The sequence below is a fragment of the uncultured Maribacter sp. genome (assembly GCF_947496775.1).
Lineage (GTDB): Bacteria > Bacteroidota > Bacteroidia > Flavobacteriales > Flavobacteriaceae > Maribacter_B.
Map to the genome: position 1 here is coordinate 16083 of NZ_CANMDU010000003.1, position 14995 is coordinate 31077.

Below are 14995 nucleotides of genomic sequence, written 5' to 3' on the forward strand. Positions count from 1 at the left end.
CAGAGGCAACTCTACGCCTTTCTTTGTTTTATAACATATCGTTAATAAAATCCTAAAGTAGAATTCTATATTAAACCTTTTAAAAGTATAATGGTCTTAGAAGTATAATCTTAAAAAAATAAGACATGAAAAAAATAATGATAACACTTTTGCTTTTAGTAGGAATGACTACTATAGCCCAAAGACCTGAAGGAAAACAAGGAAAAGGACAACGTGGCGCAATGCAAGATTTTACACCAGAACAAATAGCGACGTTACACACCAAAAAACTGACATTAGCTCTAGACCTTACAACTGCTCAACAAAGTAAAATAAAAGCTTTAGCCTTAGAAAATGCAACGGAGCGTAAAGCCAAAATGGAAGAACGTAAAACAAAAAGGGAAGAAGGAGATACTAAAAAACCAACCTCTGAAGAACGTTTTACAATGCAAAATGCTAGGTTAGACCATAAAATTGCGCAGAAGAAAAAGATGAAAAATATCCTCTCGGAAGAACAGTATAGTAAATGGGAGAAAATGCAAGCTCATAAAAACCATAAAATGAGAAAACACAGAAAAAAAAACGGTGCTAAAAAACAAGCCCAAAACCAAAAAGGAAAATAATAGTTGTAATTACGTTTTTTATTGTTGCATGTTAAGCCATGTGGTAGTTAAACACATGGCTTTTTTATAGAACATGTTAATAACTACAGATGACGAAAGATTTATGCTACAGTATTTTAAATTATTTTAGAGGTTGAAAATATTTTGGTTGCCCAAAACGGACGTAAAGCAGACGGAAATGAATATATTTTGTTTCTTTATTTAGGCAATACAATGGATTCATATATAAAAATGAAAGAATATATAACTGTAAAAACCTACGTTTTCCCCCATGAACTTTATATCGACCGAAGCAAATTAGAATCTTTTGGCATTGAATGCTTAACTAAAGATGAAATTACAGCACAAGTTCATAATTTTTACTCCAATGCCATTGGTGGTATAAGACTACAAGTCCGAACAGAAGATTTTGAAAAAGCTAATGAGATTTTAAGTGACTATCCCGATATAAAGACAGATGAGAAAAGTATCTCCGAAATTAAATGTCCAAATTGTGGTTCTAGCAACATCAACAAAATTAAGTTTAATCGTATTCGGTCATTAGTTGCCTTAATGCTTTTTGGATTACCAATTCCTTTTTTAACTAAAAAACACCAATGCTACGAATGCCACAAAGAGTTTAGGCACAAACTTGCGAAAGATTAAGTTAAAATGAAAAACAAACTACTACTCAGCCTTTTCATTTTAATTTCTTTGCTCAGTAATGCGCAACTCAGAGAAGGACAAAATTTTTGTGACGAATCTCCAGAAGGCAACTATTTTCCTTTGTCTTTAAACAAGAAGAACATTTTATGGGCAGATACTTATTATACTGAAGATAAAATTGGCACTAAAATAATTAATGGAAAAACCTATTTAGAGTTTAAACAGAATTGGAAAAATATAGCGCCTACCACATTATTTTTACGAAAGGAAAACAATGTTGTTTATCAATACGAAGAATGTTGTAAAAAAGAAACTATAAGGTATGACAGTAATTTTAAAAAAGACCATCTCTGGAAATCAGCCGATGGTTTACGAGAATATAAAATTGTATCTTATAAAGGAAAGCTAAAAACACCTTACTGCAGTTACAAAAATTTATTAGTAATTAATGCCAAATTAAGTTTTGGTGAATTTAAGTTCTATTATCTAAAAGGACATGGATATATCGGCGCTACTGAAAACAATAAATTAGTTTCTTGTATTTCGCCAAGTTTAGAAACTTTAAAAGAAAAGTAAAACTGTCTGAATAAATTACAGCATGAAACATTGGGCTATGCTCGTAAAAGCAAAGTAATAGATAAATACAATACTCTTAAAATTGCGAAATTCTACAATGATAATTGTAACAAATGAATACCCCTTTTAACAGATACCAAAGCCGGAATTAAAACACTTTTTTTAAAGCATCTATAGTTTTATCTAAATCTCCGTAGGATAAAGCATCGTTTAAAAAGTAACTTTCAAAAGCAGAAGGAGGCAAATAAATTCCTTGGTTCAACATACCATGAAAATACGTTTTAAATGTCTCATTATTTCCTTTTGCCGAAGACGCAAAGTCCACTACTGGAGCATCCGTAAAGTGCACCGAAATCATACTTCCGTATCGGTTTATTTGGTAAGGAATTCCTTTTGTTCTCAATACATTATCAAACCCCTCATGTAAATGTTCTGTTTTGTCTGCAAGGCTTTCAAAGACCTCAGGTCTGCTATTTAACTCGGTAAGCATTGCTAAACCAGCACTCATTGCCAATGGGTTACCACTAAGCGTTCCTGCTTGGTATACGGGCCCTTCTGGCGCTAAGTAGCTCATAATTTCATTACGCGCAGCAAAAGCACCAACGGGTAATCCGCCACCTATTACTTTTCCAAAAGTAACAATATCGGCATCTATTCCTAATGCTTCTTGTGCGCCACCTGTTCCTAAACGAAAACCTGTCATTACCTCATCAAAAATTAACAGAATACCTTCCTTAGTACATAGCTCTCGTAAACCTGTTATAAATTCCTCAGTTGGAATAATACAACCCATATTACCTGCAACTGGCTCTATTATAATAGCTGCAATTTCTCCTTTATTCGCAGTAGTTAATGCTTTTACACTTTCTAAGTCGTTATAATTTGCTAAAAGCGTATCTTTTGCAGTGCCTTGGGTAACTCCTGGGCTATTAGGGCTACCAAAAGTAACGGCACCACTACCTGCTTGGATTAAAAAAGAATCGGAATGCCCATGGTAGCAACCTGCAAATTTTATTATTTTATCTTTTCCGCTATATCCTCTTGCTAAACGAACAGCACTCATACAAGCTTCTGTACCACTATTTACAAAGCGTATTTTATCAATATTCGGAACCATTGAAACGGCAAGTTTAGCCAAATCGGTTTCTATCTCTGTTGGCATACCAAAAGAAGTTCCTTTTTTTGCTTTGTCAATTATTGCATTTAAAACCGGTTCATATGCATGGCCCAAAATTAATGGTCCCCAAGAAGCTATATAGTCTATTAACTCATTACCATCCTCATCATACAAATAAGCCCCTTTAGCTTCTTTTACAAATACTGGGTCACCACCTACGGCTTTAAAAGCACGTACAGGAGAATTTACACCTCCAGGAATATATTGTTTAGCTTCATTAAATAGGGCACTACTTCTTTTATAAATCATCTTTCTTTATGCTTTTACTTTACCGTAATCTTTTGACCAATGGCTAAGTTAGAATCTTTCATTTTATTAATTCGCATTAATTCTTCTACCGAAACAAAGTACTTTCTAGAGATAGAATATAGGGTGTCTCCTTTTTGTACAATATGCGTTTTCTGATTTGATGCTACTATCATCACAGGCTGTTTCTTTACTCCAGAGGCTGCCTTCGAAGGAGAATCATACTGATCCAAATTATGTTTTTCTATAAGATAAATTAGTTTCTGTGGATATTTTACATCGGTTGCATAGCCTGCTTTTCTTAAACCCCTTGCCCATGCTTTATAATCGTTACGGTGGTAATTGAATAAAAAAGCATATCTAGATCTCGTAGTTAAAAAAACACTATGATCTCTATAAGAATACCTTGGATGATTGTATTTTCTAAAACACTCGCCTTTTTCATCATCATCATGAAAATCGTAATCTCCATCCCATCCTTTATGGCATTTTATTCCAAAATGATTATTAGTTTTCATAGCTAACTCTCCTTTTCCATAACCGCTTTCTAATAATCCTTGAGCTAGTGTTATACTAGCAGGAATACCATAAGCCATCATTTCTATTTGGGCAACTTCAGAAAAAGTATCTATATATTCTTGAATAGAGTTTATTTTAAAAGAAACAAACTTACCTTCATCTTTGGGCAGATCTTTATACGTTTTTGTTTTGGGCTTCTTTTTATGAGAAACTACATTTTTGGTTCTTAACTCTCCTGACCGAACAACAGTTTTTTTAGATTTACAACCTACTAAAAAAAGACCTACACAAAAAAAGATTATATATTTTTTCATTCTACTATTAGCAATGGTTGTTTTTTTCTTTTTAATAAAGTATTCATTCCTGGAATTCCTTGCAAGCCTCCTGTATGAATGGCTAAAATTTTAGTTCCCGATTTAAAACAACCTTCCTTAATCATTTCTATTAAGCCAAATATCATTTTTCCCGTATATACAGGATCTAAAGGGATATTTGTTTCCTTTTTAAAATTATTAATAAACTGGATTAACTCTGGCGATACTTTGCCATAACCTCCAAAATGATATTTATTTTGAAGCTCCCAATTTCTTTTGTTTGCAAATTTACGAATATCTTCTTGTAAAAAATTGCCCTTCAGAGCAGGAAAACCAATTACTTTTTGCAATTCACTAGAAGCATTAATAATGCCTGCTATGGTTCCACCTGTGCCTACAGCCGAAGTTATCACATTAAAAAAAGCATCTTCCTTTGTGATAATCTCTTGACAACCTTCTACGGCCAAACCATTAGTACCACCTTCTGGCAGCATATAAAAACGGCCAAATTCTTTTTCTAACTCCTCTTTAAACGCTAAAGTGTTTTTATTTCTATATGCTTCTCTAGATACAAATTTAAACTTCATACCATGTGCACGAGCCAAAAGTAAGGTAGCATTCTTTTGCCATTTATCTTCTAATTCTTCCCCTCTTATAATTCCGATAGTATGTAACCCCTCTTTTTTACCTGCATATGCAGTAGCGGCAATATGATTAGAATAGGCACCTCCAAAAGTTAAAAAAGTATCGTGTTTTGCCGCCTTTGCTGCAAGTATATTATACTTTAGTTTACGATACTTATTTCCTGAAATTAATGGATGTATTAAATCCTCACGCTTTATATATAGCGTAATTCCTTTATTTTTTATTATGGAGAGATTTACTTTTTGATTCTGCGTATGCACTAGACCTTAGTTTAGTAACGCCAAAGATATTTAATAAAGCTGAAGAATTTCCTTTGATTTAAATAATCTAAGTTGTTTTCATTGTAATATGCTTCTCGCTCAAAACTTATATTCTGATATGCTTTATAGCTATCTAAATAAAATAAGCTTCGCAAAAGCCATTCTGTAATATACCAGATGTAAAAAGGAAGAATTAACAGCTCTTGCTGTTGCTTAAGATGAATTTTTTCGTGATTAATAAGTACAATATCTTCCTTTAAGGTATTATCCTTTAGGATTATGAAAGGCCATAAAGACAAGCCTACATAATTTTTATAAAAGAAATGTCTAAATACTAATATCATAAATGCTTTGTACAAACGCTTATCCTCAAAGATAATTGTAATTTTTTAAATCTAAATATATTCTAGATTTCCAGAAGAACAAAGACGATTAAGTGCCTAAAAACAAAGGCATTTCCAACCTAACATGGTAATTTCTAGGCATACAACACCCATTATCAACCAAGAAATCTTAATTTTATCCGTTATAATAGTACTATGAAAGAGATTATTCCATTAGAAGAAGGAGATTATTATTTATCCGAACAGGGATATAAAGTGTTTACGAAACAGTTTCATTTAAAAAGAGGATATTGTTGCGAAAGCGGATGCAGACATTGCCCTTATGGTTATAATGCAAAAACCAACAGACAATAAAACAGACATTCTTCGGCACGATTTTTGAGAACTTTTCTATAAAGAATATTGTTTTTAACTTGATAAAAATAGTTGTTATGAAAAAAATACAAATACTAGCGCTACCCCTATTAATGGTGGTACTATTAAGCGCCTGTACTTCGGTACGTGTACTTTCTGATTACGATAAAGATGCCAATTTTAACACTTATAAGACGTATGCATTTTATAAAACAGGTATTGATAAAGCACAAATATCTGATTTAGATAAGAAAAGAATCTTAAGAGCTATTGACGCTCAAATGGTAACAAGAGGCTTTACAAAATCTAATTCACCAGATATATTAGTAAGCATTTTTACCAAAGAAAAAGAACAAGTAGATATTTACAACAACTATTGGGGCGGAGGCTTTGGTTGGGGATGGAATCCTTATTTTTGGGGTCCAGGATGGAACAATGGCACACAAGTAAGTACCAGAACCCAAGGCTCATTATATATTGATTTAATTGATGCTAAAAGCAAAGAATTGGTTTGGCAAGGAAAAGGGGTAGGAACCCTAGGGAATTCTAAAAGCATAGAGAAAAAAGAAGAACGCATACAGCAATTTGTTAGCGAAATACTTAAAGCGTATCCGCCACAAATAGTAGCTTCTAAATAAAACATCTAGAAGCAATAGAAACCAAAGAGGTTGTTTCATGGAGAAACCACCTCTTTTTTTTATAGTAGCGGAAAATAATTCCCATCTTTTACCTCGTTTAGCACAAATGCACTTTTAACCATTCCTATATGCGGTAAGGAGGCTACCTTATCTTTAGAAAACTTAAAATAATCATCTAAGTCCTTTACTATAATTTTAAGTAAAAAATCGAACTCTCCACCTACTACAAAACACTCCACTACTTCTGGGTACTTTTTAACACTAGCAGCAAAATCGTCCATTAACCTTTCTTTTTGCGCATCTAAGGATACAAAACTAAAAACGGTTATACTAGGTTCTACCTTGTTTTTATCTATGATTGCTACATACTTAGAAATAAAACCTTTTTGCTCCAACCGCCTAATACGCTCATAAACAGGAGTTTTTGTCATCTGTAACCGCTCTGCTATTTCTTTAGCATTGGTTTTTGCATCCTTTTCCAAGATTCTTAATATTTTTCTATCTACAACATCTAACTTTTGTTCCATAAATTTTCCTGTATTATAAATACAACACTACTTAGAAAAGCACAAATTACTAAATATTTACAAAAAATAGGAAAAATAACTAATTCAACTACTATGTTCTATACTATAAAACTAAAAATATATCTTTAATAGCATTTTTACGCTAAGTAATCTAAAAAATAAGCTCCATGCGGAATAACTACCAAAGCAATCCAATTTTAGATAAATTACCAGAACACTTAAGACAATTTATAAAACCCCAGAACTACGATGATTACTCTGCTATTGACCAAGCTGTATGGCGTTATGTAATGCGTAAAAACGTAGATTATTTAGGAAGAGTAGCACATTCCTCTTATTTAAACGGCTTAAAGAAAACCGGAATTTCTATAGATAATATTCCAAACATGTACGGTATGAACCGTATTTTACAAGAAATAGGTTGGGCCGCAGTTGCTGTAGATGGTTTTATTCCTCCCTCTGCATTTATGGAGTTTCAAGCGTACAACGTATTGGTAATTGCATCGGATATAAGACAATTAGAAAACATAGAATATACCCCGGCTCCAGATATTATACATGAAGGAGCTGGGCACGCACCCATTATTGCAAATCCTGAATATGCCGAATATTTAAGACGTTTTGGAGAAATAGGATGTAAAGCTATTTCTAGCAAAAAAGATTACGAATTGTATGAGGCCGTTCGGCATTTATCCATTATAAAAGAGGCCCCGAATACTCCAGAAAACGAAATCAAAATAGCAGAAAGCAAAATAGAAACACTCCAACAAAATATGGGAGAGCCAAGCGAAATGGCTCTGATAAGAAACTTACATTGGTGGACGGTGGAATATGGCTTAATTGGGACTATAGAAAATCCTAAAATATATGGAGCAGGACTTTTATCCTCTATAGGAGAAAGTGCTTGGTGCATGACCAACGAAGTTAAAAAAATTCCTTATTCCAAAATTGCAGCGCATACAACTTTTGATATTACTAAACCGCAACCACAATTATTTGTAACGCCAGATTTTTCCTTTTTAAGTCAAGTTTTAGAAGAATTTGCTAACACCATGGCGTTAAGAACCGGCGGATGGGAAGGTCTTAAAAAACTAATAGATTCACAAGGGATTGGCACTATTGAATTAAGTACTGGTTTACAAGTTTCCGGAAACTTTACTAATGTAATTGCTAATAATGGCAACCCTATATTTTTTCAAACTTCTGGACCTACAGCGCTTTCTTATAGAAATCAAGAATTAGTAGGGCAAGGAACTAACCAACATCCACATGGTTTTGGCTCTCCAATAGGCAAATTAAAGGGTATTAATATTGCCATTGAGAATATGAGTCCAAGAGATCTAAAAGCTTATACTATTTTTGAAGGAGAAATAGTTGTTTTAGAATTTGAAGGCGGCATTAAAGTTAAAGGAAAAATAATTACAGGCACAAGGAATTTACAAGGGGAAATTATTTTAATTACCCTAAAGAATTGCGTGGTTTCCTATTTCGAGGAAATCTTATTTCAATCCGAAGAAGATCTATACAATATGGCCATTGGAGAAAAAGTGGTTTCAGCATTCCACGGTCCTGCAGATTTATCTAGCTTTAATAGAGTAACTCATGAAGTTACCTCTACCAAACACAGAATAGACAAAACTCCTAAACAGATAAAATTAGAGGAACTTTACCAACAGGTAAGAGATTATAGAGAAGGAAAAAACAAAACAATATCTAGAAATAAAGTGTTTAAAGAAATTCAAGAAAATTACTCTAATGATTGGCTACTTTCCGTAGAGCTCTACGAATTGGCTATGAAAAGTAAAAATATAGAATTTGCAGACTCCATAACTACCTATTTAGAACAGGTAAAATTAGATAATCCTAAAATAGGTATGCTTATAGACAATGGACTTCATTTAGCAAAAAAAAGACAATAAAACTATTCCGTCTTAATCTTTAAATAATTGCTCTAAACTATTACCCTGTAACACTTGGTCGTTATACTGTAATGCCCATCCCATAGAGTTAGTTAAGACATAAAATTTAGAAAGCTCACTTAACAGTCTATTCTTTGCATTGGTCTTTAAGGTAGATGCCTCAACTTTCTTTAACAAAGAAGTACGAACGTTTTTCTTTATAACGTTATAATCTTTAGCCTTAAATGGATTAAGATAATCCGCAGTAACATCGTAATACTCAAAATCTGGGTTTATTTTAATCTCGGGCTCAGGAATACTCTTTATGTGCAAAGTTTTTGTTTCTTCATTTAACTCAAAAACCAGTTTACTTAAATCGTATGCAATGGTCACCTCAGCATTTACAACTACCAAAGCCTTTTTATCCGCTGTAATCAACTGTCCAAAAAGTTCTTGCGAATCTTTATAATTATAAACCTCAGCAAAATGCCCTTCAGTAACCACCAATTTAGATACATTTTTTATCTGCTGTTGAATTAGCATCGTATTTTCTTGTAAAATAGATTTTTCCTTATTGCTCTCCGTACAAGACCGAAAAACAAGAACTCCTGCTAATGCAACAACTACACCTATTAAAACTTTTTTCATGGCCTAAATTTCATAAAAGGATATGCTTCTTGAAGATACGTTTTTTTCTTTTCAAGCGCTTTTAAAAACTCTTTATGCTTAAGAGACTTTTCATTAAAAGGTCTATGTGCTAGTCCTTTTTGAACCACAGAAACCTTATCCATCACTTTTTGTGCTTCTTCATTAATCCAACTTAAAGTAAACTTTTGCCATATATAATTTACAGCGGTTATATTGGGGTGCACCATATCTTCTTTATAAAAACGGTAATCGCGTAACTCATCCATCATAATTTCATAGGATGGAAAATAAGTTACATTACTTTTTTTAATTACCTCATGTACAGCAGTAATAAGATGCGCCTTACTTTGTTGATTTTCTATAAATCCGTCTTTTAAATGACGCACCGGCGAAATAGTAAAAATTACAGTTACCTCTTTATTTATAGATTTTATATGATGGCCTATACGCTCTAAACTATCTTGTATCTCTTTTATTGATAAAATTCTTTTTGAAAACTGCTTTTGCGGCACTTTATGACAACTAGCTACTGTTTTTTTAGTTTCTAAAAAAGAATACACCCAAGCGGTACCTAATGTTATTACAATATGAGACGCTTTTTCTAATTGCTCCCGAGTATGTTGCAATCCTAAATTAAGGTTCTGTAACAATTCTTCTTGACTGCTTGCACTTACATCGGAATGCGCATCGAAACAATGCCAACGTTCGTTATGCTCAAAAATAAATTTTTTACTATACTCTTGATGAGTAACCGCTCTGGTTATAAGATTCTCTATAGCTATAGGATGAAATAAAATTCCAAACGGATTCTGTACCATTTGAAATTTATAGTATGTTAGTTGCTCCCCTATATTCTCTACAAAACAAGAACCTAGTAATAGTAATTTACTGTTATAATCTATTTGATTCTTTTCCTTTTGTAAAGAAAGTTGGGTTTGGAGTTTCATAACCTATTATGAAATATAATCTTTCGCCTTCCCTAAAGCTTCTTCTATTCCTGCTGGGTTTTTACCTCCCGCAGTAGCAAAAAATGGTTGTCCTCCGCCACCGCCCTGGATATACTTACCAAGCTCACGAACAATGGTTCCTGCATTTAAGTTTTTCGCCTCTGCTAATTCTTTAGAAATATAACAAGACAATAATGCCTTTCCATTTTGTTCCGTACCAAACAATAAAAATAAATTTTCTTTATTCTGCCCCATTTCAAAGGAAAGATCCTTTATTCCCGCAGCATCTAAATCCACCTTTTTTGCTAAAAATTGGATACCATTAACTTCTTCTAATCCACCTAACAAATCGCCTTTTAAATTCTTTGCTTTATCCTTTAAAAGTTCTGTTATTTGCTTTTTAAGACTACTGTTTTCTTCTTGCAAAGTAGACACCGCTTTGACTGGGTCTTTAGCATTATTTAGTAAATCTTTAATTTCAAATAAAGTTCTATTATTATCAAAATAAAATTCTTTAACTCCATCATAAGTTATAGCTTCAATTCTACGAATTCCAGATGCTACTGCTCCTTCGCTCTTAATTTTAAAATGCCAAATATCCGCAGTATTCTTTACGTGGGTACCTCCACATAATTCTATAGACTGACCAAAACGAATAGTACGTACAGCATCGCCATATTTTTCTCCAAATAAAGCCATAGCCCCTTCTTCTAATGCTTGTTTCATAGGTACAGACCTATTTTCCTGCAAAGCTAACTTACCTTCTATCCTTGCATTTACAAAGTTCTCTACTTCTCTTAATTCTTCTGTAGTTAACTTAGAGAAATGAGAAAAATCGAATCGTAAATATTTAGAATGTACTGCGGAACCTTTTTGCTCTACATGCGCACCTAAAACTTCCCGTAAAGCTTGATGCAATAAGTGTGTAGCTGTATGATTTGATTCCGTTCTTTGTCGTTGTTTTTTATCTACTACCGCTTTAAAGGTTTCTTCTATTTTTTTTGGTAAGTTTTTAGAAAAATGAACAATCTCATTATTTTCTCTTTTTGTATCTATAATATAAACTACATCTCCATTAGGAACTTCTAAATACCCCTTATCACCAACTTGTCCTCCTCCTTCGGCATAAAAAGGTGTTAGATTAAATACCATTTGAAATTGCTCTCCGCCTTTCTTAGAAGTTACTTTTCTATATTTAATGAGCTTTACATCTGCCTCTAACCTATCATACCCTACGAATTCTTGTTCCGAATCATTTGCTAAAACCGTCCAATCTTCTTTGGATATTTCAGAGGCAGACTTAGAACGTTGTTTTTGAGCTAACATTGCTTTTTCAAATCCTGCTTCATCTAAAGTATACCCTCTCTCTCCTAGAATTAATGCAGTAAGATCAATTGGAAAACCATAAGTATCGTACAATTCAAATGCCTTTGCTCCATCTACTTCTTTTCCTTTTGTATTCTCTATAACATTATCTAATAGAACTAATCCTTGATCTAAGGTCTTTAAAAAAGAGTGCTCTTCTTCTTTAATTACATTTTCTATTAAATGATGTTGTTCTTTTAATTCTGGAAAAGCATCGCCCATGGTACTTGTTAGAACTTTTACCAAACGATACATAAAAGGCTCTTTAGTTTCTAAAAAAGTAAAGCCATAACGCACTGCTCTTCTTAATATTCTTCGTATTACATAACCAGCTCCAGTATTACTAGGTAATTGCCCATCTGCAATAGAAAAAGAAACAGCTCTAATATGGTCTGCGATGACACGTATAGCAATATTCAGCTCTTCATTAGTACCGTATTTAGAATTCGTAATGGTTTCTATCTCTCTAATAATTGGGGTAAAAACATCCGTATCGTAATTAGATTTTACGTTCTGCATAACCATACACAAACGCTCAAAACCCATTCCTGTATCTACATGTTTAGAGGGTAAAGGCTCTAATTTCCCTCCGGCTTTACGATTGTATTGCATAAAAACCAAGTTCCAGATTTCTACTACTAAAGGATGATCTGCATTTACCAAACTTGCTCCAGAAACTTTTGCTTTTTCTTCTGCCGAACGAATATCTACATGAATTTCAGAACACGGCCCACATGGCCCTTGTTCTCCCATTTCCCAAAAATTATCTTTTTTATTCCCTTTAATAATTCGGTCTTCCGGAACGATAGCCTTCCATAAATTGTAAGCCTCCATATCCATCTCTAAATTATCTGCATCAGTACTTCCTTCAAAAACGGAAACATAAAGACTGTCTTTATCTATTTTTAAAGTATCTGTAAGAAATTCCCATGCCCAAGAAATAGCTTCCTTTTTAAAGTAGTCTCCAAAACTCCAGTTTCCAAGCATCTCGAACATCGTATGGTGGTATGTATCTTTACCGACCTCTTCTAAATCATTATGCTTACCACTAACTCTTAAACACTTTTGACTATCCGAAACACGTGAGTTTTTTGGCACGCTATTCCCTAAAAAGTATTCTTTAAACTGGTTCATACCAGCATTGGTAAACATCAGTGTTGGATCATCTTTAATAACCATTGGTGCTGATGCTACTATCTTGTGATTCTTTTCTTTAAAAAAATCTAAAAACTGACTTCTAATTTCCTTGGAATTCATCTAAAATGGTAAGGTTTTTTAAAAAATAATGGTTTCTGCAAAACAATTTTTATATTTGTTTGTTCTGTTAAAACTACAGCACAAAAATAGGATAAAATCCATTCATGTCTAAAGTAAAATATTATTACGATCCCGATACGCTTTCTTACCGTAAGATTGAACCTAAAAAATCGAAACGGTTACGTAATATTGGGCTCTTTTTTTTAGGGTCTATATTATTTGGCTTGTTGGCATTAGTATTACTATTAAACACCAACTTAATAAACACTCCAAAAGAATTATCTCTACAAAGAGAAGTTAAAAACTATGAACTTCAGTTTGAGTTGTTAGATAAAAAAATGGAGCAAATAGAAGATGTTCTAGCGAATATTGAAGATCGCGACAATAACATATACCGATTATATTTTGAGGCAAACCCAATACCGGAAGAACAACGCAAAGCCGGTTTTGGAGGTATAAACAGATACAAGTCTTTAGAAGGTTTTAATAATTCTGATATGGTAATCGCAACTACCAAAAGATTAGATGTTATTAAAAAACAAATGGCGATACAGTCTAAATCTTTAGACGAAATTACCAAACTAGCTGAAGAAAAAGAGAAACTCCTTGCTGCAATACCCGCAATACAGCCAATAAACAATGAAGATTTAACCCGTATGGCTTCTGGTTATGGTTGGCGTTCTGATCCTTTTACAAAAGCAAGAAAAATGCATTACGGCATGGATTTTACGGCTCCTAAAGGAACACCGATTTACGCCTCTGGTGACGGAAAAATAATTAGAGCAGATAATAACTCCTCTGGTTACGGAAAGCATATTCGAATTGACCATGGCTATGGTTACCTTAGTCTTTATGCGCATATGAGTCAATATAATGTGATAAAAGGACAAAGAGTAAAAAGAGGAGACCTTATTGGTTTTGTAGGAAGCACAGGTCGTTCAGAAGCTCCTCACTTACATTATGAAGTTTGGAAGGAAAACGACAGAATTAACCCTCTTAATTTTTACTATGGCAGTTTATCTCCTGAAGAATTTCAGAATATGCTAAAATATGCCAACCAAGAAAATCAATCTTTAGATTAATGCAAATAGATCTTCCAGAAAAAAGGTATTACGGTATAGGCGAAGTCGCTAAGGCTTTTGACGTAAACACCTCTCTAATTCGTTTTTGGGAAAAAGAATTTGATGTTCTAAAACCAAAAAAAAATGCTAAGGGCAATCGTAAATTTACACCACAGGATATTAACAATTTAAAATTAATATACCATCTGGTAAAAGAACGTGGTTTTACCTTAGAAGGTGCTAAAATCCATTTAAAAGAAGAACGCCATAAAACCTTATCTAACTTTGATTTAATTCAGAAATTAGAAAAAGTAAAAGCAGAACTAATAAAAATAAAAGACAATCTATAAAACTATAAACACAACTATTATGAAAAAAGGATTGATTGCTTTAATCGTACTTGGCGTATTTGCTTTTGGTATTTACCAATGGGCCGTTGGCTTTAACAACACCGCTGTAGAATTAAAAGAAACGTCTGTTGAAAAATGGGCTAACGTAGAAAGTGAATATCAAAGAAGAAATGACCTTATTGATAATTTAGTACAAACAGTACAAGGAGCGGCAGATTTTGAACGCGGCACACTAAAAGACGTTATTGATGCTAGAGCAAAAGCGACCTCAATATCTATAGACCCAACAAACATAACTCCGGAACAACTTGCCCAGTTTAATAAAGTACAGGGCGGTCTTAGTGGCGCTTTAAAAAGTCTTTTGGTTACAGTAGAACGTTATCCTGATTTAAAAGCTAATCAAAATTTTTTAGAATTGCAATCGCAAATTGAAGGCACAGAAAATAGGATTAGAACAGCTAGAAAACGTTTTAATGAAAGCGTTAAGCCTTATAATGTTCTTATTAAAAAATTTCCAGGATCTATCCTTGCGGGAATTTTTAATTTTGATGAATTAGCGTACTTTAAATCAGAAGCAGGTTCTGAAAATGCACCCGATGTAAATTTCGACTTTAAATAAAAT

At 33.3% G+C, this 14995-nt stretch carries 17 protein-coding genes; 9 read left to right on the top strand and 8 right to left on the bottom strand.

Annotated features, from left to right (window positions below; translation table 11 throughout):
* The first annotated feature begins 125 nt into the window (after positions 1–125).
* From Q0856_RS06730 to Q0856_RS06740, 3 genes are all read left to right on the top strand, one after another.
* A complete protein-coding gene (locus Q0856_RS06730) occupies positions 126–602 on the top strand; it encodes a hypothetical protein (protein WP_298503646.1) in 477 nt (158 codons plus the stop codon).
* Positions 603–833: 231 nt separating this feature from the next.
* Positions 834–1247, top strand: a complete 414-nt coding sequence (locus tag Q0856_RS06735) for a DUF2007 domain-containing protein (protein WP_298478212.1) — start codon at positions 834–836, stop codon at positions 1245–1247.
* 6 nt (positions 1248–1253) lie between these two features.
* Positions 1254–1823 carry a hypothetical protein gene (locus Q0856_RS06740; protein WP_298503648.1) on the top strand — a complete coding sequence of 190 codons (570 nt, stop codon included), beginning with the start codon at positions 1254–1256 and terminating at the stop codon, positions 1821–1823.
* 148 nt (positions 1824–1971) lie between these two features.
* Here the strand turns inward: Q0856_RS06740 and hemL are convergent, their stop codons facing one another.
* Genes hemL through Q0856_RS06760 form a run of 4 tightly spaced genes read right to left on the bottom strand, consistent with a single transcriptional unit; the run spans position 1972 to position 5328 of the window.
* Complete coding sequence (gene hemL / locus Q0856_RS06745; protein WP_298478206.1) at positions 1972–3249, bottom strand: glutamate-1-semialdehyde 2,1-aminomutase; 1278 nt, start codon at positions 3247–3249, stop codon at positions 1972–1974.
* 14 nt (positions 3250–3263) lie between these two features.
* A complete protein-coding gene (locus Q0856_RS06750) occupies positions 3264–4079 on the bottom strand; it encodes a glucosaminidase domain-containing protein (RefSeq protein WP_298503650.1) in 816 nt (271 codons plus the stop codon).
* Entirely contained in the window at positions 4076–4984 is a 909-nt protein-coding gene (locus tag Q0856_RS06755) for a pyridoxal-phosphate dependent enzyme (RefSeq protein ID WP_298478200.1), read from the bottom strand. The genes Q0856_RS06750 and Q0856_RS06755 overlap by 4 nt, the downstream gene beginning before the upstream one ends.
* 11 nt (positions 4985–4995) lie before the next feature.
* Entirely contained in the window at positions 4996–5328 is a 333-nt protein-coding gene (locus Q0856_RS06760) for a hypothetical protein (RefSeq protein WP_298503651.1), read from the bottom strand.
* Between the two features lie 195 nt (positions 5329–5523).
* On the opposite strand from Q0856_RS06760, the gene Q0856_RS06765 reads away from it, so the two are divergent.
* Together Q0856_RS06765 and Q0856_RS06770 are read left to right on the top strand one after the other, a co-directional pair.
* Positions 5524–5682 carry a DUF5522 domain-containing protein gene (locus tag Q0856_RS06765; protein WP_298503653.1) on the top strand — a complete coding sequence of 53 codons (159 nt, stop codon included), beginning with the start codon at positions 5524–5526 and terminating at the stop codon, positions 5680–5682.
* A 77-nt stretch (positions 5683–5759) separates the two neighbouring features.
* Positions 5760–6320 carry a DUF4136 domain-containing protein gene (locus Q0856_RS06770; RefSeq protein ID WP_298503655.1) on the top strand — a complete coding sequence of 187 codons (561 nt, stop codon included), beginning with the start codon at positions 5760–5762 and terminating at the stop codon, positions 6318–6320.
* Positions 6321–6379: 59 nt separating this feature from the next.
* On the opposite strand, the gene Q0856_RS06775 is transcribed toward Q0856_RS06770, so the two are convergent.
* Positions 6380–6847: an Lrp/AsnC family transcriptional regulator gene (locus tag Q0856_RS06775; protein ID WP_298478187.1), complete on the bottom strand. Its 468-nt coding sequence runs from the start codon at positions 6845–6847 to the stop codon at positions 6380–6382.
* A gap of 167 nt (positions 6848–7014) precedes the next feature.
* Between Q0856_RS06775 and Q0856_RS06780 the strand changes: the two genes are divergently transcribed.
* A complete protein-coding gene (locus tag Q0856_RS06780) occupies positions 7015–8766 on the top strand; it encodes an aromatic amino acid hydroxylase (protein ID WP_298503656.1) in 1752 nt (583 codons plus the stop codon).
* A gap of 12 nt (positions 8767–8778) precedes the next feature.
* Here the strand turns inward: Q0856_RS06780 and Q0856_RS06785 are convergent, their stop codons facing one another.
* From Q0856_RS06785 to alaS, 3 genes are read right to left on the bottom strand one after another with little or no spacing between them, the layout of a single operon-like run.
* The gene (locus Q0856_RS06785; protein ID WP_298478182.1) at positions 8779–9393 is read right to left on the bottom strand and encodes a DUF4230 domain-containing protein; all 615 of its coding nucleotides are present in this window, start codon (positions 9391–9393) and stop codon (positions 8779–8781) included.
* Positions 9390–10340 (bottom strand): GSCFA domain-containing protein, encoded by a 951-nt coding sequence (locus Q0856_RS06790; protein WP_298503658.1) that lies wholly within the window; start codon positions 10338–10340, stop codon positions 9390–9392. Before Q0856_RS06790 ends, Q0856_RS06785 begins: the two co-directional genes overlap by 4 nt.
* A 6-nt stretch (positions 10341–10346) precedes the next feature.
* Positions 10347–12962 (bottom strand): alanine--tRNA ligase, encoded by a 2616-nt coding sequence (gene alaS / locus Q0856_RS06795; RefSeq protein ID WP_298503660.1) that lies wholly within the window; start codon positions 12960–12962, stop codon positions 10347–10349.
* A gap of 104 nt (positions 12963–13066) precedes the next feature.
* On the opposite strand from alaS, the gene Q0856_RS06800 reads away from it, so the two are divergent.
* From Q0856_RS06800 to Q0856_RS06810, 3 genes are read left to right on the top strand one after another with little or no spacing between them, the layout of a single operon-like run.
* On the top strand, positions 13067–14044 hold the full coding sequence (locus tag Q0856_RS06800; protein WP_298478171.1) for a M23 family metallopeptidase: 978 nt from the start codon (positions 13067–13069) through the stop codon (positions 14042–14044).
* A complete protein-coding gene (locus tag Q0856_RS06805; protein ID WP_298478168.1) occupies positions 14044–14373 on the top strand; it encodes a MerR family transcriptional regulator in 330 nt (109 codons plus the stop codon). The genes Q0856_RS06800 and Q0856_RS06805 overlap by 1 nt, the downstream gene beginning before the upstream one ends.
* 19 nt (positions 14374–14392) lie before the next feature.
* Entirely contained in the window at positions 14393–14992 is a 600-nt protein-coding gene (locus Q0856_RS06810) for a LemA family protein (RefSeq protein ID WP_298503662.1), read from the top strand.
* Positions 14993–14995: the final 3 nt, after the last annotated feature.

Excerpts from the sequence above, each read along its gene's own strand:
- Q0856_RS06730 (WP_298503646.1), top strand. The coding sequence starts at position 126 with ATGAAAAAAATAATGATAACACTTTTGCTTTTAGTAGGAATGACTACT.
- Q0856_RS06735 (WP_298478212.1), top strand. The coding sequence starts at position 834 with ATGAAAGAATATATAACTGTAAAAACCTACGTTTTCCCCCATGAACTT.
- Q0856_RS06740 (WP_298503648.1), top strand. The coding sequence starts at position 1,254 with ATGAAAAACAAACTACTACTCAGCCTTTTCATTTTAATTTCTTTGCTC.
- hemL (WP_298478206.1), bottom strand. The coding sequence starts at position 3,249 with ATGATTTATAAAAGAAGTAGTGCCCTATTTAATGAAGCTAAACAATAT.
- Q0856_RS06750 (WP_298503650.1), bottom strand. The coding sequence starts at position 4,079 with ATGAAAAAATATATAATCTTTTTTTGTGTAGGTCTTTTTTTAGTAGGT.
- Q0856_RS06760 (WP_298503651.1), bottom strand. The coding sequence starts at position 5,328 with ATGATATTAGTATTTAGACATTTCTTTTATAAAAATTATGTAGGCTTG.
- Q0856_RS06765 (WP_298503653.1), top strand. The coding sequence starts at position 5,524 with ATGAAAGAGATTATTCCATTAGAAGAAGGAGATTATTATTTATCCGAA.
- Q0856_RS06770 (WP_298503655.1), top strand. The coding sequence starts at position 5,760 with ATGAAAAAAATACAAATACTAGCGCTACCCCTATTAATGGTGGTACTA.
- Q0856_RS06775 (WP_298478187.1), bottom strand. The coding sequence starts at position 6,847 with ATGGAACAAAAGTTAGATGTTGTAGATAGAAAAATATTAAGAATCTTG.
- Q0856_RS06780 (WP_298503656.1), top strand. The coding sequence starts at position 7,015 with ATGCGGAATAACTACCAAAGCAATCCAATTTTAGATAAATTACCAGAA.
- Q0856_RS06785 (WP_298478182.1), bottom strand. The coding sequence starts at position 9,393 with ATGAAAAAAGTTTTAATAGGTGTAGTTGTTGCATTAGCAGGAGTTCTT.
- Q0856_RS06790 (WP_298503658.1), bottom strand. The coding sequence starts at position 10,340 with ATGAAACTCCAAACCCAACTTTCTTTACAAAAGGAAAAGAATCAAATA.
- alaS (WP_298503660.1), bottom strand. The coding sequence starts at position 12,962 with ATGAATTCCAAGGAAATTAGAAGTCAGTTTTTAGATTTTTTTAAAGAA.
- Q0856_RS06800 (WP_298478171.1), top strand. The coding sequence starts at position 13,067 with ATGTCTAAAGTAAAATATTATTACGATCCCGATACGCTTTCTTACCGT.
- Q0856_RS06805 (WP_298478168.1), top strand. The coding sequence starts at position 14,044 with ATGCAAATAGATCTTCCAGAAAAAAGGTATTACGGTATAGGCGAAGTC.
- Q0856_RS06810 (WP_298503662.1), top strand. The coding sequence starts at position 14,393 with ATGAAAAAAGGATTGATTGCTTTAATCGTACTTGGCGTATTTGCTTTT.